Raw genomic sequence first — 19,878 nt, 5'->3', positions numbered from 1 at the left:
TCATGCGCGGCGTTTGAGCCACACCAGCATCGCGGCCGGCATCAGCAGCGACGGGCCCAGCATCAGCACTTCCAACGCCGAGCCGACCTCCTGCCATCCGATCCACGCGGCCAGCCAGATGACCGGTAGTGCGGACAGGCCACCGGCCAGCAGCAGCCACCACCACACCGCGCGCACCTGCAGTCCGGCCCGCCCCTGCAGCAGATACCCGGCGCTGAGCCACAGCCAGGCCAGGCAGCCGGCAATGCCCGCCAGGCCCCACAGCAGCGGCACAATGTCCGGCGCGCGGTTACCGCCGAAGGATTGCAGCCCCTCGACCAGGAACAGCACCGAGACGGCGCCCCCCATCACCAGGCTGGGCAGGCCGAACACCACCGCAAGAGCGGCATACAGGTACTTGAGGCGGCGCTCGTCCATGCGCGGGTGCTCCGATGCCGGGGTCAGAGCCCTTCCCGCGGGAAGGGTTCCGACCCCGCAAAACCGGTCAGCCGTAGACCGGGTACTTGCGGCACTGCGCGCTGACCGCGTCGCGCACGCGGGCGATGACCGCTTCATCGGCCGGTGCATCGAGCACGTCGGCGATCCAGTTGGCCAGGTCCACGCAATCCTGTTCGACGTAACCGCGGGTGGTCACCGCCGGGGTGCCCAGGCGCAGGCCCGAGGTCACGAACGGCGAACGCGGATCGTTCGGCACCGAGTTCTTGTTGACGGTGATGTGGGCCTTGCCCAGCGCGGCTTCCGCGTCCTTGCCGGACACGTCCTTGCCGATCATGTCGACCAGCATCAGGTGATTTTGGGTGCCGCCGGAAACGATCTTGTAGCCACGTGCGATGAGCGTGTTGGCCATCGCCTGGGCGTTCTTCACCACCTGCTGCTGGTAGGCCTTGAAGCCCGGCTCCAGCGCTTCCTTGAAGGCCACGGCCTTGCCGGCGATGACGTGCATCAGCGGACCGCCCTGGATGCCCGGGAACACGATCGACTGCAGCTTCTTGACCAGGTCTTCGTCGGCGCCCTTGGCCACGATGATGCCGCCGCGCGGGCCGCGCAGGGTCTTGTGGGTGGTCGAGGTGACCACGTGGGCATGTTCCAGCGGGCTCGGGTAGACGCCAGCGGCGACCAGGCCGGCCACGTGGGCCATGTCGACGAACAGGTAGGCACCGACCTTGTCGGCGATGGCGCGGAAGCGCGCCCAGTCGATCACCTGCGAGTAGGCCGAGAAGCCGGCCACGACCATCTTCGGCTTGTGCTCCAGCGCCAGGCGCTCGACTTCGTCGTAATCGATCAGGCCCTGGTCGTTCACGCCGTACTGCACGGCGTTGAACAGCTTGCCGGAAGCATTCACCTTGGCACCGTGGGTGAGGTGACCACCGTGGGCCAGGCTCATGCCGAGGATGGTGTCGCCCGGCTGCAGCAGGGCGAAGTACACGGCCTGGTTGGCCTGCGAGCCGCTGTGCGGCTGCACATTGGCGTAGTCGGCACCGAACAGCTGCTTGAGGCGGTCAATGGCCAGCTGCTCGGCGATGTCCACGTATTCGCAGCCGCCGTAGTAGCGCTTGCCCGGGTAGCCTTCGGCGTACTTGTTGGTCAGCTGGCTGCCCTGGGCTTCCATCACCGCCGGGCTGGTGTAGTTCTCGCTGGCGATCAGCTCGACGTGGTCTTCCTGGCGCTGGGTCTCAGCGGCAATGGCCTTGGCCAGTTCGGGATCGTAGGATTCGATGCGGACGTCACGCGGGAACATCGGGTACTCCAGCAGGCAGGGAAAGGGGGTACGACTCAGCCCTCGATTGTAGCCCCGCACCGGCCTGCTGGGGCCGAAACGGACGGGGCCGGCATCCCCGAAGGAATCCGGCCCCGTATGGTTTCGCCTGCCGTATCAGCCACGCCACGCCATGCGTGGACCAGACCGTCGGCTCAGCGCCCGCTGAGCACGTACTGGGCGATCACGCCGGTGGCGATGGCCACCAGCAGCATGTTGCCGCGGTCATCGCGGATCCAGTGGTGGCCATAGGGCGGGCGGCGCAGGTGGTAGCGCGGATAGTCGTTCACCACGTAGACCGGGCCGGAGTAGTAGTTGCGGTAGGGCGAACCGACCCGCCAGCCGTAGCTGCCATAGCGCGGCGGCGGCGGGGCCGGACGGTAGACCACCCGCGGCGGTGCCGGGCGGTAGTAACGATCGTGGTCGCGGTGCCAGTCGCGGCGGTCACGCTCCCAGTCGCGCCGGGCCTCGCGGCGGTCGCGCTCCCACCCAGTCACGGCGGTCCTGGCGCCACTCGCGGCGGTCTTCGCGCCACTCACGGCGGTCGCGGTGGTCGTTGTCGGCGAAGGCCGGGGTGACGGCACCCAACGCCAGCACAGAGGCCACGGCGCCGGCCATTACTCGATTGATGCGCATGTCAGACCTCTGTTCGGGTGGTAGGTGAGCCCATATTGCCCACTTGATCTGAACCGTTTCCGGCTGGAAACGCTTCCCGTTTCAGGACTGTGACCGGGTATTCAGGCGATAGCCAGCCCGGCGCCCCCTGCCCGGCGCGGCCCGGAACCGGTTCCGGCTATAATCGGGGGTACACCTTTTTCAGTCTGTGCCCGCTGCCGCACCGGGATGTTCCCGTGACGGACCGGGCGCAGGGCCGCGCTTACGGAGACCTCATGTCCTCGCAATACATCTACACCATGAACCGCGTGTCCAAGGTGGTCCCGCCCAAGCGGCAGATCATCAAGGACATCTCGCTGTCCTTCTTCCCGGGCGCGAAGATCGGCCTGCTGGGCCTGAACGGCGCCGGCAAGTCCACCGTGCTGAAGATCATGGCCGGCGTGGACACCGATTTCGAGGGCGAAGCGCGCCCGCAGCCGGGCATCAAGGTTGGCTACCTGGCGCAGGAACCGGAACTGGACCCGACCAAGACCGTGCGTGAAGCGGTCGAGGAAGGCGTGGGCGAAGTGCTGCAGGCCCAGGCCGCGCTGGACGCGGTGTACCTGGCCTATGCCGAGGAAGGCGCCGACTTCGACGCGCTGGCCAAGGAACAGGAGCGCCTGGAGGCGATCCTGGCCGCCGGCGACGCGCACACCCTGGAAAACCAGCTGGACGTGGCCGCCGATGCACTGCGCCTGCCGCCGTGGGATGCCGTGGTCGGAAAGCTGTCCGGTGGTGAGAAGCGCCGCGTGGCGCTGTGCCGCCTGCTGCTGCAGAAGCCGGACATGCTGCTGCTCGACGAACCGACCAACCACCTCGACGCCGAGTCGGTGGAGTGGCTGGAACAGTTCCTGGCGCGCTACACCGGCACCGTCGTGGCGGTCACCCATGATCGCTACTTCCTGGACAACGCCGCCGAGTGGATCCTGGAACTGGACCGCGGCCGCGGCATTCCGTGGAAGGGCAACTACACCGACTGGCTGACCCAGAAGGATGAGCGCCTGAAGCAGGAAGACAACCAGGAAAAGGCCCGCCAGAAGGCGATCCAGAAGGAACTGGAATGGTCGCGCCAGAACGCCAAGGGCGGCCGCACCAAGGGCAAGGCCCGCCTGGCCCGCCTGGAAGAGCTGCAGTCGGTCGATTACCAGAAGCGCAACGAGACCAATGAAATCTTCATCCCGCCGGGCGAGCGCCTGGGCAATGCGGTGATGGAGTTCAAGAACGTCTCCAAGAAGTTCGGCGACCGCCTGCTGTTCGACAACCTGAGCTTCCTGGTGCCGGCCGGCGCCATCGTCGGCATCATCGGCCCGAACGGTGCCGGTAAGTCGACCCTGTTCAAGATGATCACCGGCCAGGAAAAGCCGGACACCGGCGAGATCGTTGTCGGCCCGACCGTGAAGCTGTCCTACGTGGACCAGAGCCGCGACGCGCTGGAAGGCAACCACAACGTCTTCCAGGAAATCGCGGGCGGCCTGGACATCCTCAACATCAACGGCATCGAGATCCAGTCGCGCGCCTACATCGGCCGCTTCAACTTCAAGGGCCAGGACCAGCAGAAGATGGTCGGTTCGCTGTCCGGTGGTGAGCGTGGCCGCCTGCACATGGCCAAGACCCTGCTGCAGGGTGGCAACGTGCTGCTGCTCGACGAACCGTCCAACGACCTGGACATCGAAACCCTGCGTGCGCTGGAAGATGCGCTGCTGGAGTTCCCGGGCAACACCTTCGTCATCTCGCATGACCGCTGGTTCCTGGATCGCATCGCGACCCACATCCTGGCGTTCGAAGGCGACTCGCACGTGGAGTTCTTCCAGGGCAACTACCGCGAGTACGAAGAAGACAAGCGCCGCCGCATGGGCGACGACGCTGCACCGAAGCGCCTGCGCTTCAAGGCACTGAAGTAAGGCAGCAGGAAAGGCCGCGCTCGCGCGGCCTTTCTTCTTCTGTGGGCCGCCCGCTTGCTGGCGACACCTTCGCGAGAATCCCCATGTCCCTGTTCGAACGCCTGTTCCAGCTGCAGCAGCACGGCACCACCGTGCGCACCGAGCTGCTGGCCGGTGTCACCACCTTCCTGACGATGTCCTACATCGTCTTCGTGAACCCCGAGATCCTCGGCACCACCGGTATGGATGCCGGTGCGGTGTTCGTGGCGACCTGCCTGGCCGCCGCGCTGGGTTCGGCGGTGATGGCACTGGCCGCCAACTTCCCGGTCGGCATGGCGCCGGGCATGGGCCTGAACGCGTTCTTTGCCTTCACCGTGGTCGGCGCCGCTGGCCTGCCGTGGCAGCAGGCGCTGGGTGCGGTGTTCATCTCCGGCCTGGTGTTCCTGGTGCTGTCGCTGACCGGCGTGCGGGCATGGCTGGTATCGGGCATTCCGGCGTCGCTGCGTTCGGCGATCGTGGCCGGCATCGGCCTGTTCCTGGCGATCATCGCACTGCAGAAATCCGGCGTGATTGTCGGCAATGAAGACACGCTGGTGGCGCTGGGCCCGTTGAACACCGCGCCGCCGCTGCTGGCACTGGCCGGCTTCCTGCTGATCGCGGTACTGGAAGCACGCCGCATCCGTGGTGCGATCCTGATCGGCATCCTGGCAGTGACGGCCGCAGGCTGGGCCCTGGGTGATGTGCAGTACCAGGGCCTGGTGTCGCTGCCGCCGAGCCTGGCTCCGACCTTCCTGCAGCTGGACCTGCCGGGCCTGCTGCACCACGACGGCGGCGCGCCGATCGCGGTGCTGCTGCAGGTGGTGCTGGTGTTCGTGCTGGTGGAAGTGTTCGATGCCACCGGCACGTTGTATGGCGTGGTCGGCCGCGCCGGCCTGCTGAAGCTGCCGGGTGCGCAGAAGCGTTTCGGCCGCGCGTTGCTGGCCGACAGCACGGCGATCGTGGCCGGTTCGATGCTCGGCACCAGCAGCACCACCGCCTTCGCCGAAAGCGCCTCGGGCGTGCAGGTGGGCGGCCGTACCGGCCTGACAGCGCTGGTGGTGTCGGCGTTGTTCCTGGCCGCCCTGCTCTTCTCGCCGCTGGCGGCGATGGTGCCCAGCTATGCCACTGCGCCGGCGCTGCTGTTCGTGGCCGGATTGATGCTGCGCGAACTGGTGGAAGTGGACTGGAGCGACCTGACCGAATCGGTACCGGCCGCGCTGTGTGCGCTGGCGATGCCGTTTACCTACTCGATTGCCAACGGCCTGGCGTTCGGTTTCATCGCCTACGCCGCGCTGAAGGCGGGCACCGGCCGCTGGCGCGAAGTGCACCCGGCGGTGTGGCTGGTGGCGGTGCTGTTCACCCTGCGCTACGCGCTGGAGTAAGCGGCGCCGGCATGCACCCGGCCCTGCAGCGCGCGCGGCTCACCAGCGCGGCTGCAGCCTGCCGTCGGCGTTGAAGCGCCAGCGCCCTTCGGCCCAGCCCAGCCCGAACAGGCTGAGCATCTGCGAGTAGTACGCCGGGGCATCGGCGCGCTGCTGCTCGGCGCTGGGCAGGCTGGCCTGCAGTGCACGGGCGCGCTCGTTTTCTCCCTGGGCCAGCAGATACGGCAGCAACGCCGCGCGGAAGCCGTAATTGCCTTCGCCCTGCCCCTGCCCGCTGCGGGTGTCGATCTTTTCCCACATGGCGGCGCCGCTGCGCAGGCGCTGCAGCGGGCCGGACAACGCAGCCAGCTGCGGCCGGAACAGCGGATCGCGCGGCGCGGTCATGCCGGCCCAGGTGTAACAGCGGATCGCGTCGTAGCTGCCGACCGCACCCTTCACCGGGTCGGCCACGAAACCGCCGGCCTGCCAGGCCGTCCAGTCCGGCGCGAATCCGTGCGGGCTGCTCTGCTGCAGCATCCGCACCGTGTTTGCCGCCAGTGCCGGCCACGGCCCCTTGCGGTCAACCGATGCAAACCGCCGCAGCAGCGGCAACGGCAGATAGCTGGGGTTGATCCGGGTCGCATCGCCTTCGACGAAGCCCTGCGGGCCGGGCAGCAGCATCGGCCCCAGTTCCGGCAGCTGCACGATCTCGCGCTCGCGCACCTGCTGCAGCATGCCTTCGGCGATGGCCTGCAATGCCGGACGCCGCCACAGGCGCGCACCTTCCAGCAGCGCATAGGCCAGCCACAGATCCGAGTCAGAGGCGGGGTTGCTGTCCAGTACCTGCCAGCCCCCCTTGGCATCCCGCCCCCACAACCAGGCCGGCAGGCGCTGGCGCATGTCACCGCCGGCCAGGTTGTCCTGCGTCCAGGCCAGGATGCGATCGAACAGGGCCTGGTCATTGGCCACCAGCGCAAAGAACAGTGCATAGGACTGCCCTTCGGAGGTGCTGCGCTGATCGTCCTGGCTGCGATCGATCATGCGCCCGTCGCGGCTCAGGCTGCTGTCGAGCAGCACCTGCCACGCGGGCCAGCGCGATGCCGATGGCGCCGGTTGCGCCTGCGCGGCACCCCAGCCGAGCAACGGCACGGCCACGGCCGCCTGCAGCAGGCGCCGGCGGTGCAGGTCAGCGGAATTCGCCATAGGGCACCAACGGAGAGACCGGCAACGGCAGGTTGCCCTGCCAGGGTTTGAAGGTATAGCGCAGGTAGAGCTGGAACGAGTTCGGCGAGAAGTCGCGGCTGCGCTGCAGGGTACCGGCGGCGCCCAGCACGAAGTGGTCACCCAGCCGGCGCTCCACCGCACCGTACAGGCGGTAGCCGGTGCCGGTGCTCTTGCTGTCGCCGGTGTACAGGCCCGCCTGATCCAGTGTCAGCGGGCCGTACTGCGGTTCCAGCTGCGCGATCACGCGTTCGATCAGTGCCTGGTCCGGGTAACGGCTGATCGAGGACGTCCGCGCGCTGGACACGCTTACCGATCCGTCCAGGCGTACCGACCAGTTGTCGTTGCGCCAGGCGAAGCTCACCGGCAGGCTCAGCGATGCGTAGCGCTGCGGGCTGTAATAGCCGCCCTGGCCCAGCGAGTAACCGCCCAGATCCTTCTGGTAACGCCAGTACATCGCGGTGGTACCGACATCCAGGCGCATGTCGGTGCGCTGGATCAGCTTGTGGTACCAGCCAACCATCGCACGGGCACGCGTGTTGTCCACCACGTTCTCGCCGGTCAGGCGATGCCAGCTCCAGTTCGACCAGACGCCATTGCGGCCGCCCTGGTCGTAGCCCAGGCTGAAGGTCAGGCCATTGGCGGTGACACCGCCCCAGCGGATGCCGCTGCGCGGATCGTATGCACCGGCCTGCGACAGCAGCGAATTGGTCATCGGCCGCCGCGATACGGTGGCTCCCCAGCCGAATCGGCCCAGGTCTCCATTGAAGGTGAGGCCGCCGAGCCAGTTGCCGACCGCATAGTTGGAAGGGGTGTGGCCGATATCGAAATTCCAGCGATCGTCCAGCGTGCGCCAGCCGACGGCGAAGCCGGCACCGGACGTGCGTTGCTGATGCACGAACCGGGTGCAGCCCGGTGCACGCAGGCGCGTGCCGTCGGCCTGGACCAGGTCCAGATCGCAGCTGCCGAAGTCCTCGTCGTAGGCGCCGTTGGCATCGGTCTGGAAGCGCCCGGCATCGAACTGCACCTGCTCGATGCGCGCCCAGCCCAGCCCACCGGCGAACGGCGCGTCGAGGTGCGCGATGCGGGTATCACGCGACAGCCGCGAGATGCCCGGCGTGCCATCGCTGCGGCGACCCGTATCCTGCATCACGGTCAGGGTGGGATTCTCCTGCTGGTACAGGGTTTCGACATCACTGCGCAGGCTGCGACGCAGCCAGTCGTCGCCTGCGGTCTCGCGGCTGGCCAGGGTCAGCGCGCGGTTGTCGCGCGGTGCTGCCTGTGCCGGTGCCAGCAGCCCGTTGTCAGCCATCGCCTGCGCATACATGTCCAGCGCCTGCTGCGGATCATCACGGCGAACCAGCCGTGCCGCGTCGCGCCAGGACTGTGCATCGGGCGCGGTCCTGCGTGCCAGCAGCGCACGCAGGATCGCGAGCGCCTTCGCGTCCTCGCGCAGGTCGGTCCAGATGGTGGCGAGCTGGCGCTGCTGCCCCGTCGCCTCATCGGCAACCTGGGGCGGTGCATCCTGCATCTGGCGGCGTGCGCTGGCCAGGTCGCCGCTGCCGATCCAGGCCTGGATCCGGCCCAGCTGCGCATCAACGTTGTCCGGCTGTGCGGCCAGCACGCGCTGGTAATAGTGCAGTGCCTGCGCGTGGTCACCGCGCAGGCGGGCCCACTCGGCCAGCAGCATGTCGTTGTCGGTGCTGGGCGGTTGCTGCAGCAGCAGGGCGATGGCCTCGGCCTCCCGGCCCTGCGCGCGCAGCTCCCACAGATGGTCGGTCAGCTGCTGCCGGTGCAGGCGCGCCGACAGCGCGCGGATGTCATCGTCCCATTGCGCCTGGGGAAGTGCATCGAGCACGGCCAGTGCCTGCGGCAGGCGATCGGACCCGGACAGGTACAGCGCCTGCGCATAACGCGCCTCTGCACTGCCGTTGCGCCGGGCCATGTCGGCCACCACGGCATCGGCATCCTGCTCCCGCCCCGCCGCACGCAGCTCGTTGCCGAGGGCATAGGCCAGCCAGGCATCTCCGGGCAGTTCCGCGCGCAGCTGCGTTCCCAGTTCGATGGCGGTGGCGGCGTCACCGGCGGCCAGCGCCTGCTCGCGGCGTTCGCGCAGCCGCGTGATCTGCAACTGGCGCAGGTCTTCGGCATACAGCTTGCGCTGTGCGGCAGGCAGCGCGTTGATGAAGGCCTCCAGCCGCTGCGGATCGGTGCGGCCATACAGCTGCACCAGCTTGCGCACCACGTTGGCATCGTTGGGCGCGATCCGCCGCGCGCTCTGCAGCTGGCGTTCGGCAGCCGCATCGTCACCGCGCGCGACGGCGACGTCGACCAGTCCCAGCGCGGCATTGACGTCGCGCGGCTGTTGCCGCCGTGCCTGCGCGTACAGGCGCTCGGCCTCGTCCAGGCGGCCCGCCGTCAGCGCGGCATCGGCCTGGTCCAGCTGCAGCCAGTAGCGGGTGCTGGCGATCAGGTCGCGCCATTTGTCATTGCTGTCGCCGGCCGGTGTCGCCTGCACCGCGCGCTGGAAGTAGGCGATGGCCTGCTCGCGGCGGCCCTGGCGCATCAACGCCATGCCCAACCCGCCAAGCAGGCCTGGCTCGCGTGGATAGCCTCGCAGCGCCTGCAGGAAGGCGCGCTCGGCGTCTTCATTGCGGCCCGCGTCCAGCAGCTGCTGGCCGCGCAGCCCGGCACGCCACGCCGGGTCACTGACCCGCTTGTGCTGGTCCGCGTAGCGCTCGCGCACCAGTGCGATGTCGGTAAACGTGGGATTGCGGGTGATGAAGTCCTGCAGGCGGCGCACGCTGCGTTCGTCGGCAGCCTGATCCTTCAGATAGGCCCATTCGGCGTCGGCGGCCATGCCGCGCGCTTCCGGGTTGCGCCCCATGCGTTGCAGCGCCGCCAGTGCCTCGCTGTCGCGGCCCGCAGCGAACAGCAGCTGCGACAGTGCCTGCAGCAGGGTGACATTGCCCGGGTAGCTGCGATCGAGCTCGGTGAGCGCACGGATCGCCGGTGCACGGCCTTCGGCCTGGGTACCGCGAAGCCGCCAGTATTCCAGGCCCAGCTGCAGGCCCGGCGGGTCGTCGTTGAACAGGCGCCGGTAGATCGCCAGTGCTTCCTCGCTGCGACCACCGGCGGCGAACAGGCGGGCCTGCTGCAGTTCCTGCTGAAGGTCGCCGCGATAGGCCTGCCACAGGCGTTCGCCGGCCGCCAGCTCGCGGCTGCCTGCGCCGATCTGGCGCAGCCGTGCCAGCGTGGCTTCGGCATCGTCCAGCTTCTGCTGCGACAACTGCACTTCCAGGATCGCCACCAGCGTGCCGCGATCATCCGGTGCCAGCATCCGCAGCCGCGCCAACGCGTCTTCGATCAGGCTCTGGCGGCCGGTGGCCTCGCCGATGCGCACCTGCTGCAGCAGCCATTGGCGTTGCTCGGCCACCGTGCCTCCCGGTGTGGCCGGCAACGCCTGCGCCGCGCACGGGCCGGCACCGGCCAGTCCCAGCAGGACCAGCCCCGACGCCGTCACCAGCGGGTGCCGCGTGCGCGCCATCAGTGCCCCGGATCCAGGCGCTTGGCGGCCACCCAGCGCAGCGTGCGCCACAGCAGGAAGGCGAACATCAGCACCACCAGTGTGGCCAGCACCGCCAGCAATGCGGGATGGTCGGCCAGGTGGTACCACAGCAGCAGCCACCACGGCAGCGCGCCAACGTAGTAGTGCTCACCCACGAACTGGCTGTGGATGCCGGACGTGCGCAGGATCGCCACCGAGCCGGCAATTGCCTCGCGCTTGCCGGTATCGCTGAGCGCGTCGTCGAGCAGGCCATAGTCCGCGGCATTGCTGGCGGCCAGCGAGACGATGCTGCGCTGGGCATGACGCGGCGACTGCATGCCGATGATCGCGGCAAACGGTGCCTGCGCCGTCACCGCAACCTCGGTCACTGCCGGGTCGCCATCACGGCTGCCACGCCGTGCCTGCTCCATCGCCTGCTGCGGCGAAGGCGACTGGCCGTTCAGCAGCCGCGTGCGCTGGTCATCGATCAGCAGCGAAAGCTGCTGGCTGCCGCGCAGCTCGGCCGGCAATGCGCCCAGCATCAGCAGGTCCGCATCGAGCGCGCTGGCCTGCTTCCAGTCATCGGACAGGCGCAGGCCGTAGGCGGGGTAGCCGGTCTGCACGCCCAGGCCGCCCACCAGGTTCAACAGCAGGCTGACCTGCGCCTCGCTGGGAGCGGGCGGCACCAGCACGACGGTCTCGGACAGGTCGGCCATGCGGGTGAACGGGAAACCGCTCAGGGCGAATGCAGACAGGTCCGGCAGACCCATGTAGTGATGGAAGCCGGAGAAGTCGATGGTTGAATCTTCCTCGATCGCCGCCTGCAGGTTCGGTGGCAGCACGGTCTGGCAATGATCGCGCTGCGCGCTGCCCATCACGCTGGCGAAGTTGAAGTCGAAGCGCAGCTGGTTGCGGTCACCCAGCTTGAGTGCAGGAATCAACAGGCGTCCATCGTCGGCACCGGCATCACCGGCCAGCACCGGCAGACGGATCTCTTCCAGGCCCTGCTTGCCGGTGCGCCGCACCAGCGGGAAGCTGGAAATGAACTGATCGTTGATCGCAACACCCAGCCGCGACTCGTCGCTGCCGAAGGGCGGCGTGTAGCGGTAGCGCAGGTTCAGCGGAATGCCCTGGTTGCGCCAGATGAACAGATCCGGCGGCAGGTTGAGGTTGACCGTGATCGGCTGCGGCGACACGCCGTTGGCATGCAGCTGCTGCGGATAGTCCAGCAGTTCGGCCAGGCGCACGGCGCGGTCGGTGCGCACCCAGTTCGGGGCGTCATACGGCTTGCGCGGGGCCAGCGGCTTGATCTCGTCAATGCTGACCTGGCGCCCACGGAACAGCACGTTGCCGGCCGCCATCGCAGCCACTGCCTTCTGCAGGTCGTCATCGTTGCGGCCCAGCACCAGCAGCAGCTTGCGCTGCGGGTCGTCCGGCAGTGCCATCAACTCGATCACCGGGCCCTTCACCGGCGCGTGGTTGCCGATCACCGCGGGGAATTTCCCATTCACGGCCAGCACCACCGCATGGCCCTTCTCGGGCAGCGCGCCGAAGCTCACCGGGAACCGCGCCTGCCGCCACCAGCCGGCAAGGCTGCCGAAGTACGACGACATCACCGCCGCCGCGCGCTGCTGTGCCAGGCTCGGGGTGCCGGCGAACACCACCGGCAGTTCGAGCCGCGCGGTGTCGCGCGGATCGAAGAACGGCAGCGGGAAGTTCGCCAGGTCGTCCTGCATCGCCAGCGGCTGCCCGCCCAGGCGCAGGGTGCTGTTGCTGGACAGGTTGACCCACAGCGAACTGTGCGTGGGTTCTTCGCAGATGTCGGTGTAGTGGCCGACGAACTCCAGCCGCACCTGGTTGAAGTCGGCGATCAGCCGCGCATCCAGCGGCAGCTTGGCCTGCACCGGGCGACCCAGCTGATCATTGCTGATCGGCACCACGCCCATCATCGCGTCGTTGAGGTAGACCCGCAGATGCGACAGGGTCGGCAGCAACGACGGCGAAGGCGTGAAGCTCAGGTCCAGTTCCGCATCGCGCACCAGGCGGTCGCGGCGGACCTGGAACTCGAACGTGGTGGCGTTGCGCACGCCGGACAGCAGGGTGTCCTGGCGGCGCCCCAGCTGGGCGAACGTGCTCTGCCGCTGCCAGGGCCAGGCGCTGCCGGCCCAGGTCTGGGTCAGCGCCGCAGCTTCGGCCGGAACCGCGGGGGTGGCCGAGGTCGCGGGCAGCGCAGGCGGTGCTGCCACCGGTGCGGCATTTGCCGGTGCGGGCGGCGGCAGCGGAACCGGAGCAGGTGCGCTGTTGCCGGATGCCACCGGCAGGGCCAGCAGGGGCAACAGCAGCCAGCGCAGAGAAGACGGAATGCTCATGGACGAAGCCCTGGATCAGCGGCTGGGTCAGCCGGGTGGGAAGGAAGCGGACGTTGCGGGGCAAAACTGGCGAGCCATCGCAGCAGGCGACGATTCCAGTGTGCGGGGCGGTCGAGGTCGAACGGAGTGAAATCGCCCATCCGGCGGTAACCGCGCCAGCCCAGGACCAGCACGCTCCATAGGCTGCGCGGCAGGCTCTTGGGTTGATAGCCGGCATGCCAGTCGAGCCACGCGTCCGCGCGCGCGAACGTGCACTGGGCGAACTCCACGCGCTGGCGCTCGTCCTCGAACAGCAGCAGCAGGCCCAGGCGGTGACCGACGGTGCGCTGCACGCGTGCCGGGAAAGCGAATTCACGCCGGCCGCGACCCAGCAGCACCTGTACCTGCTGGCCTTCGGCGAGCTGGGCATCTTCGCCCAGCTCAACGCCAACGCCATCGTTGGAGTAATCCTGCAGCACGCCGCGCAGGCGCCGGCCATCGGGAATCTCCAGCGCCATCGGCAGGCGGGTGGTGACGCGATGGGTGCGCCGCACCTGCTGCACTTCGGCGGCCACGGCCAGCGCTCCGCCGATGATCAGCAGGTTGTACAGCACCCACAGCGAGCTGACGACCACCGTGCCACGTTCATCGGCCGGCCCGTGCATGAACCGCCACACGGCAAAACAAAGGCCCAGCACGTTCAGCAGTGCCAGCACCAGATAGGGCCGCGCCACCCGCCAGTCGAAGCGGTCACCGGCCTGGGTGCCGCCCTTGTCGGTGACGTTGAACTTGCCGCGCCCCGGGCTGAACAGTGCCACCGTGGTGGGACGCGCGATGTACCAGGCCAGCACGGTCTCATACACCTCGCCCCAGAACGGGCGGCGGTACTTGCCCTGGATGCGGGCATTGGTGAGGCTGGCATGGGCCATGTGCGGCACCACGAACAGCAGGATGGCCAGCGCCGGGGCGTAGATGATGTAGACGTGCAGCAGCAGGAACGCCAGCGGCGCGGTCAGGAACACCAGCCGCGGGATGCCGGCAAGGAAATGCAGCATGGCGTTGGCATAGCAGAAGCGCTGGAACAGGCTCAGCCCCTTGCCCAGCAATGGGTTGTCGATGCGGAAGATCTGCACCATGCCGCGCGCCCAGCGGATGCGCTGGTTGACGTGCGCGCCAAGGCTGTCGGTGGCCAGCCCGGCCGCCTGCGGGATGCGCAGGTAAGCCGAATTCCAGCCCTTGCGGTGCAGGCGCAGGGCGGTATGCGCATCTTCGGTGACGGTCTCGGTGGCGAAGCCGCCGATCGCATCGATCGCCTCGCGCCGCAGCACCGCGCAGGAGCCACAGAAGAACGCCGCGTTCCACAGATCGTTGCCGTCCTGCACCAGCCCGTAGAACAGCTCGCCTTCGTTGGGATCGTTGCGGAACACCTGCAGGTTGCGCTCGAACGGGTCGGCGGAGAAGAAGTGATGCGGGGTCTGCACCAGCGCCAGCTTCGGGTCACGCAGGAACCAGCCACAGGTGATCTGCAGGAACGAGCGCACCGGCAGATGGTCGCTGTCGAAGATCGCCACCAGCTCGCCATCGATCAGGGTGAGCGCATGGTTGAGATTGCCGGCCTTGGCATGGCGGTTGTCGGTGCGGGTGATGTAGTTCACCCCGGCGCGCTCGGCGAAGGCACGGAACTCCTCGCGCTTGCCGTCATCCAGGATGTGGATGCGCAGTTTGTCCGCAGGCCAGTCCAGGCCCATCGCGGCGTATACGGTATGCCGTACCAGCGCCAGGTCTTCGTTGTAGGTGGGAATCAGCACGTCCACCGTCGGCCATTGCCGCACGTCGGCCGGCAGCGGCGCAGGTCGCCTGCGCAACGGCCAGGCGACCTGCACGTAGCCCAGCATCAGCACCAGCCAGGAGTAGGTTTCCGCAGCCAGCAGGATCACGCCGCAGACCAGGTCGAAGGTGCTGTTCCAGTTCAGCGTGGCGGTATAGCGCCACCACAGGTAGCGGCAGGAGACGGTGATCGACAGCACCACCAGCACCAGCGTGGCGTAGCGGCCCTGCATGCGCCGCACCAGCAGGGCGATGACCCACAGCAGCAGCACGAACACGAACTGCGCGACGTAGGTGAACGGTTGGGTGATGCACAGCGCCGCCAGCCCGAGCGTGAGCAAGCCGATCAGCAGCGTCAGCAGATGCCGCGAGCGCGGCGACAGGGCGCGGACGCGCTGCCCGAACCAGCCTGCGAAACGGCTGTTCCAGAATTCGCTGGGCGCATCGCTCATCGCCCGCAGATAGCGCAGGCGGCCTCGGCCTGCGGCGCCGCGAAGCTCGGCAATCCGCTGGCGGTTGGCTTCGGCCAGGCGCTGCCGCCGCTTCGACGCCTTCGGCACCAGCCGCACCAGTGACAGCCAGGCGGCCTGGATCAGCAGGCGCAGCGGATCACCCGGACGCCAGCGACGGTCACCCTGGATCTGCGGGAAGGCGTTGCGCAGGCGCGGCGCGATCGACTGCCAGGCCGGTCCCTCCAGGCGCAGGAAGGCCCACCCGGTCCATTGCAGCAACCACAGCAGCGCCCGCGTCGGCCAGGACGCATGCACACGCTCGCGCAGGCGCCCCCAGCCCAGGTAGTAGACCCGGGCGCCCATCAGGGGCCGCCTTCGCGGTGCTGCCGCCGCGCCGCTTCAGCCAGGCACCACAGCACCAGGCCATCGACGTCGGCCGCGGCCAGCGAGTTCGCCGCGTAACGCCGCAGCGGTTGCTTGCTGGCGAGTGCGGCCGGCACCCGCGCATCCTCATGCAACGGCTGCGGCACCAGCCGCCTGGCATGGGTGTGCAGCCACAGCTGCATCAGATCGCGCTGCACCGGAACGGCCGGATCGTAGCGGTTGGCCAGCACCAGGCGCTCGTCGTCCTGCTGCCGTTGCAGGACCACATGACTGACCGGATCGACGCAGGCCAGGCGCAACGGCAGGGTGCAGTGCGCGTGCTGGTTGATGGCTGCCGCATGTGCCGGCAGGCGCTGCGGCAGATCGAACAGCACCCAGTCGAACTGGGTCTGCAGCAGCGGCAGGCGATCGGCCCAGGTCGAAGGCGCCTGGCGCAGCTGCTGCTCGACCTGCATCGCGCCCTCGGCATCCACCCGGCCATAGGGCAGCACGGCCAAGCCGGGCGCGATGGCAAAGGCGGCATCGCGCCAGTCGCTGCCGTCCAGCTGTGCATGCGCCCAGCCACGTTCGACATCGGCGGGCAGGCCCAGATGCAGGCCGAGCATCTGGTCGGGACTGCATTCCACCAGCAGCACGCGCTGGCCCTGGGCATGCAGGCCCTGCCCCAGCGCGGCCAGCACCGTGGTCACGCCGGTGCCGCCATGGACTCCCTGCAGGGACAACAGGTTGCTCATCCGCGCCGCTCCAGTTCCGCCAGCAGCGGCCAGCGCGCCAGCGCCTGGGCACGTTCATGCTGGGCCGAGAAATCCACGTAGGGCAGCTCCGGCATGTCCAGGCTGCGGCGCAGCAGATCGATGTCGTCCTCTTCCACGGACAGGGTGGAGGGCACGGCAAGAATGTCGGCAGGCATCAGCGCGCATCCTCCGGGTAGGGGCTCCAGGTCTGGCTGCCCTGCAACTGCAGCCAGGGTTTGCCGCCGTAGTCGATGACCTTGGCGCCTTCGTTCTCCGACACCGAGGGCGTCTGCGGCAGGCCCTTGAGCAGGCTGTCCCAGTTGCGTTCGCTCGGCGGCGACTGCGCGTTGAGCGCGTAGACGCGCGAGACCAGCTCGGACACGGCCAGGTAGCTGCTCGGCTCGGGAATGTGGCGCGGGCCACCGGCCGCCGGTGCGCCCATCCCGACCAGCTTGACGCCCACCGGCACGTGGGTGATCGACGGGCTGGGAATCTCGCGCATGCCCGGAATCTGCATGCGGTCACCGTGCAGCGCGGCGCCATGCTCGGGGACCACCACGATCATGGCGCGCCGGCCGCTCTTTTCAACCGCATCGACAAAACCGGCCATATCACCCAGCACCATTTCCGCGCGCGCCTTGTAGTCGGCGGCATTGGAACGGCCATCGGCACCGACGATGCGGTTGCCGTCATGCAGCGAGATCGTGTTGTAGAACAGCGCCACCTGCTGCGGGGCTTCGGCCAGTCGCTGCTTCCACCAGGCCATCAGCACGTCGCCATCGCGACGCAGTGGCGACTTGTCGAACGCCACCAGCGCCTTCGGGAAGGCGCTGATATCCATCGGCTGTGCCTGCAGCCCACCGTACTGGTGCAGCTCGCCGATGAAGTCGTCGAAGTGGCCATCGTGGTTCATCGCCAGCTCGCTCTGGAAGCCCAGCCGCTGCAGGTTCGAGAACAGCTGGCACTCGGCAGGCACCGGGTCGAACAGCTTGGTATGCGAGGTCTGGCCACAGCTGGCGCGCAGCAGCCGGATCGCCGCCGGGCCGCTGTAGGCGGTGGCCGAATTGAAATCGTCGAACACCACGTCCATGTGGTCGAGCAGGTTGTTCTGGCGCAGCCCGACTTCATCCAGGTCGCTCCACGCCAGCGAGCAGATGTTGAGGATGATGACGTCGAACGGAGCACCGCTGGCCGGTGCCGGGAAGCTGGTCTTCAGGCTGGCCTGCTGCTGGTAGAAACTGCTCAGCCACGCATTGAGCGTGTCGTTGTTGGCGGGCGGCAGTCCCCCTGTCGTCGCCCCGGCGGTCCCCGTGCTGGCCGCCGTGGCGGTGCCCTGCCCCCAGTTCCAGCCGGCCGGCATCGGTATCGCCATGACGGCCAGGCCGAGCATGCCCAGCACGCTCAGGGTGGTGATGCGCAGCCACGGCTTGAGCAGGAAGTAGGCCACCAGCAGCAGCGCGAGCACCGCCACCATCTGCCAGTTGATGAAGCGCTGGGCCAGTTCGAGCCAGTAGTCGGCCGAGAAATCCAGCACGCCCGGTTGCACCAGCAGGCGCTGGAACGGTGGCCACCAGGTGTCCTGGTAATAGAGCGCCACGCCCACCGGCACGGCCACGACGGTGCGTGCGATGCGTGCCCAGCGCCAGCGCAGCGGAACCAGCAGCGCCCCCAGGAACAACAGGTTGGGCAGGATCTTCAGGTCCAGCGCGCCCATCCAGGACAGCACCACCTTGGACAGGAAATACAGGTTCCAGCCACGCAGGTCGGCCCATGCGAACGGAGATGCAGGAACGTTCTGCGGACTCATGCAGCGCTCCGCGGCGCACGCTGGCGCACGCCGGCGCGGCGCAGATGGCGGGGCGGCAACCAGCGCGTGGCACGGCGGCGCAGCCCGCGCCACAGGGTGCCCAGCATGGCCCCGAAGGGGATCATCACGACCGCGCAGGCGACGATCAGGGTCCAGAGTTGCTGGTCGGTGGTCATGCGGTATCTCCCAGCCGCAGCGGCTTCGGGGCAACGACGGCCGGCGCTTCCCGCACCGGAGCCACTGCGGGCAAGGCAACCGGCGCCTCGGGCAGCAGCTCGGCGTCCGGATCGCTGCCGCTCGGGTTCATGGCAGCGATGTCGTATTCGGCAAGACGCTGATAGCCATCAAACAGTTCGCGCCATGGCAGGCGGAACAGATTGCCCAGCGCCTGCTCGACCGCATCGCGACGGCAACCGAACAGGAACAGGCGGACCTGCCCGCGATAGATACAGGCAAGATCACCCTGGCGGCGGATGCGCAGCTGTTGCAGGGTCTGTTCGGCGCGCAGGCCGGCAACCGGCTGCAGGGCCAGCACCGCGCTTTCCACCGCGCTGCCGTCCTGGTCGATGCGTTCTGCGGCGATCTGGCGGAAACGTGCGGCATTGACCAGGCCGCTCAGCGATGGCGGCCGATGGGCGCGGATCAGCGGCTCCGGGTCATCGGCCAGCTGGCCCTGCCAGCGTTGCCGCTGCACGGTTTCCAGCAGCGTCAGCAGGCGTGGCAGCGGCGTGTCGGCCGGCACCACCAGGCTGCACCCGCACTGCATCAGCAGGCGTTCGTCGGCGTAACGCAGGCAGGGCTGAAGCTCGCGCACGACCAGCTTCAGCGCGGTGCCGCGCTCGCGGCGCAGGCGGTGCAGCAGCCGGGCCAGCGCGTCCACCTGGGCGTTCTCGTTGATGGCCAGCACCACGGTGGCCTCGCGCGCCTGCAATGCGGCCGGCAGCAGGCCGGCCCAGCCATCATAGAGGCGCCATGCGGCGGACAGCGGCGGCGCGCCCTCCAGCACGTCGGCCTGGGCGAGGAAGACGTCGCGATCACTTCCGCTGGCAAGGCTGGCAGCCTCGTCAGCGGTATCGGCCTCGGCCACGTGGCGCAGGCCCGAGCCCTCCTGCACCACGCCAAAGGAACGCTGCGCGACCACGCCATGGCTGTTCGACCAGTAGTGCAGCAGCAGCTGCAGGGCGCCGCGATGCGGGTGCAGCTGGGCCACGCCGGCGCAGGCGCGGTTCAAGGGCAGCAGGCGTGGTGCCAGGGTGGCGACTTCACCATGGCAGAGCAGCAGCACGATCTGGCCGGTCTGCCCGGCCCAGCGTTGCAGCCGTTCGCACCAGCGCGCCAGGCGCGTGTCATCCCAGCCATCCAGCGCAGCAACCGGAAACTGCACCAGGCTGAGCCCGGTGGCGGCGGACGCCACCCGCGGCAGGTCCTGCGGCAAGCCACGCAGCGCCTGCTGCATGCCGTGGTGGGAACGCTGGAACAGGCGCAGGCGCAGCGGCCCCTGATCGTCCGCCAGCAGCGACAACATCGGCTCGGCGCCACGGCCCAGCGTCACCAGAACGGCGTCCTGCAGCGCAGCGGCGGTGGACAGCACGCCGGCACCGAGCAGGTCGGTCGGCGCGCTGCCGGCCGCGACGACCCAGTACAGGCCGCCCCCGCGCATCTCAACGAACTCCGAAGGCAATCCGGCTATGGCAAGGTGGGCTGCTGTCACGCCGGGTCCTTTCAACGCCCCTCAACCGGGCGGAAGGCCCGATGGCGGAGACGCTGCGGTGAAGGGAAGGTCATTTCCATGACGCACATCACATTCATGTTTCTGTACGGTCATGATAGCTCCGATCTTCACGTTTGCGGCATCAAGACGCAGTCAA

Annotated in this window: 13 protein-coding genes and 1 pseudogene; 2 read left to right on the top strand and 12 right to left on the bottom strand. The window is 68.5% G+C overall.

The genetic code is table 11. From position 1 onward, the window contains the following. From N7590_RS11710 to N7590_RS11700, 3 genes and pseudogenes are all read right to left on the bottom strand, one after another. Positions 1-417: a hypothetical protein gene (locus tag N7590_RS11710; protein WP_164242623.1), complete on the bottom strand. Its 417-nt coding sequence runs from the start codon at positions 415-417 to the stop codon at positions 1-3. Between the two features lie 67 nt (positions 418-484). Further along, positions 485-1,738: a serine hydroxymethyltransferase gene (glyA, locus tag N7590_RS11705; RefSeq protein ID WP_053509807.1), complete on the bottom strand. Its 1,254-nt coding sequence runs from the start codon at positions 1,736-1,738 to the stop codon at positions 485-487. A gap of 173 nt (positions 1,739-1,911) precedes the next feature. Further along, positions 1,912-2,392: pseudogene (locus tag N7590_RS11700) on the bottom strand (RcnB family protein). 254 nt (positions 2,393-2,646) lie between these two features. Between N7590_RS11700 and ettA the strand changes: the two are divergent. Both ettA and N7590_RS11690 read left to right on the top strand, forming a co-directional pair. Further along, positions 2,647-4,311, top strand: coding sequence for an energy-dependent translational throttle protein EttA (gene ettA / locus N7590_RS11695; protein WP_005412220.1), 1,665 nt, complete (start codon positions 2,647-2,649; stop codon positions 4,309-4,311). Positions 4,312-4,394: 83 nt separating this feature from the next. Further along, the gene (locus tag N7590_RS11690; protein ID WP_008268362.1) at positions 4,395-5,711 is read left to right on the top strand and encodes an NCS2 family permease; all 1,317 of its coding nucleotides are present in this window, start codon (positions 4,395-4,397) and stop codon (positions 5,709-5,711) included. A gap of 39 nt (positions 5,712-5,750) precedes the next feature. Here N7590_RS11690 and bcsZ read toward each other — a convergent pair whose 3' ends face one another. The 9 genes from bcsZ to bcsE are packed head-to-tail and all read right to left on the bottom strand — an operon-like array spanning position 5,751 to position 19,721. Then, positions 5,751-6,893 carry a cellulose synthase complex periplasmic endoglucanase BcsZ gene (bcsZ, locus tag N7590_RS11685; RefSeq protein ID WP_164242533.1) on the bottom strand — a complete coding sequence of 381 codons (1,143 nt, stop codon included), beginning with the start codon at positions 6,891-6,893 and terminating at the stop codon, positions 5,751-5,753. Beyond that, positions 6,877-10,458: a cellulose synthase complex outer membrane protein BcsC gene (bcsC, locus tag N7590_RS11680; RefSeq protein WP_164242534.1), complete on the bottom strand. Its 3,582-nt coding sequence runs from the start codon at positions 10,456-10,458 to the stop codon at positions 6,877-6,879. Before bcsC ends, bcsZ begins: the two co-directional genes overlap by 17 nt. Beyond that, positions 10,458-12,827: a cellulose biosynthesis cyclic di-GMP-binding regulatory protein BcsB gene (bcsB, locus tag N7590_RS11675; protein WP_164242535.1), complete on the bottom strand. Its 2,370-nt coding sequence runs from the start codon at positions 12,825-12,827 to the stop codon at positions 10,458-10,460. The genes bcsC and bcsB overlap by 1 nt, the downstream gene beginning before the upstream one ends. Next, on the bottom strand, positions 12,824-15,448 hold the full coding sequence (gene bcsA, locus N7590_RS11670) for a UDP-forming cellulose synthase catalytic subunit (protein ID WP_164242536.1): 2,625 nt from the start codon (positions 15,446-15,448) through the stop codon (positions 12,824-12,826). Before bcsA ends, bcsB begins: the two co-directional genes overlap by 4 nt. Further along, on the bottom strand, positions 15,448-16,203 hold the full coding sequence (gene bcsQ / locus N7590_RS11665; RefSeq protein WP_164242537.1) for a cellulose biosynthesis protein BcsQ: 756 nt from the start codon (positions 16,201-16,203) through the stop codon (positions 15,448-15,450). Before bcsQ ends, bcsA begins: the two co-directional genes overlap by 1 nt. After that, entirely contained in the window at positions 16,200-16,379 is a 180-nt protein-coding gene (gene bcsR, locus N7590_RS11660) for a cellulose biosynthesis protein BcsR (protein ID WP_053509792.1), read from the bottom strand. Before bcsR ends, bcsQ begins: the two co-directional genes overlap by 4 nt. Continuing rightward, positions 16,379-18,010: a cellulose biosynthesis protein BcsG gene (gene bcsG, locus N7590_RS11655; RefSeq protein WP_164242538.1), complete on the bottom strand. Its 1,632-nt coding sequence runs from the start codon at positions 18,008-18,010 to the stop codon at positions 16,379-16,381. Before bcsG ends, bcsR begins: the two co-directional genes overlap by 1 nt. Then, positions 18,007-18,186: a cellulose biosynthesis protein BcsF gene (gene bcsF, locus N7590_RS11650; protein ID WP_040008940.1), complete on the bottom strand. Its 180-nt coding sequence runs from the start codon at positions 18,184-18,186 to the stop codon at positions 18,007-18,009. Before bcsF ends, bcsG begins: the two co-directional genes overlap by 4 nt. After that, positions 18,183-19,721 carry a cellulose biosynthesis protein BcsE gene (gene bcsE, locus N7590_RS11645; protein WP_164242539.1) on the bottom strand — a complete coding sequence of 513 codons (1,539 nt, stop codon included), beginning with the start codon at positions 19,719-19,721 and terminating at the stop codon, positions 18,183-18,185. Before bcsE ends, bcsF begins: the two co-directional genes overlap by 4 nt. Positions 19,722-19,878 lie beyond the last annotated feature (157 nt).

It is taken from the genome of Stenotrophomonas sp. GD04024 (assembly GCF_029837545.1).
Lineage (GTDB): Bacteria > Pseudomonadota > Gammaproteobacteria > Xanthomonadales > Xanthomonadaceae > Stenotrophomonas > Stenotrophomonas forensis.
This window is presented reverse-complemented; position numbering and strand designations above follow the sequence as displayed.

Excerpts from the sequence above, each read along its gene's own strand:
- N7590_RS11690 (WP_008268362.1), top strand. The coding sequence starts at position 4,395 with ATGTCCCTGTTCGAACGCCTGTTCCAGCTGCAGCAGCACGGCACCACC.
- N7590_RS11710 (WP_164242623.1), bottom strand. The coding sequence starts at position 417 with ATGGACGAGCGCCGCCTCAAGTACCTGTATGCCGCTCTTGCGGTGGTG.
- bcsB (WP_164242535.1), bottom strand. The coding sequence starts at position 12,827 with ATGAGCATTCCGTCTTCTCTGCGCTGGCTGCTGTTGCCCCTGCTGGCC.
- bcsF (WP_040008940.1), bottom strand. The coding sequence starts at position 18,186 with ATGACCACCGACCAGCAACTCTGGACCCTGATCGTCGCCTGCGCGGTC.
- bcsQ (WP_164242537.1), bottom strand. The coding sequence starts at position 16,203 with ATGAGCAACCTGTTGTCCCTGCAGGGAGTCCATGGCGGCACCGGCGTG.
- bcsG (WP_164242538.1), bottom strand. The coding sequence starts at position 18,010 with ATGAGTCCGCAGAACGTTCCTGCATCTCCGTTCGCATGGGCCGACCTG.
- glyA (WP_053509807.1), bottom strand. The coding sequence starts at position 1,738 with ATGTTCCCGCGTGACGTCCGCATCGAATCCTACGATCCCGAACTGGCC.
- bcsC (WP_164242534.1), bottom strand. The coding sequence starts at position 10,458 with ATGGCGCGCACGCGGCACCCGCTGGTGACGGCGTCGGGGCTGGTCCTG.
- bcsR (WP_053509792.1), bottom strand. The coding sequence starts at position 16,379 with ATGCCTGCCGACATTCTTGCCGTGCCCTCCACCCTGTCCGTGGAAGAG.
- bcsZ (WP_164242533.1), bottom strand. The coding sequence starts at position 6,893 with ATGGCGAATTCCGCTGACCTGCACCGCCGGCGCCTGCTGCAGGCGGCC.
- bcsA (WP_164242536.1), bottom strand. The coding sequence starts at position 15,448 with ATGGGCGCCCGGGTCTACTACCTGGGCTGGGGGCGCCTGCGCGAGCGT.
- ettA (WP_005412220.1), top strand. The coding sequence starts at position 2,647 with ATGTCCTCGCAATACATCTACACCATGAACCGCGTGTCCAAGGTGGTC.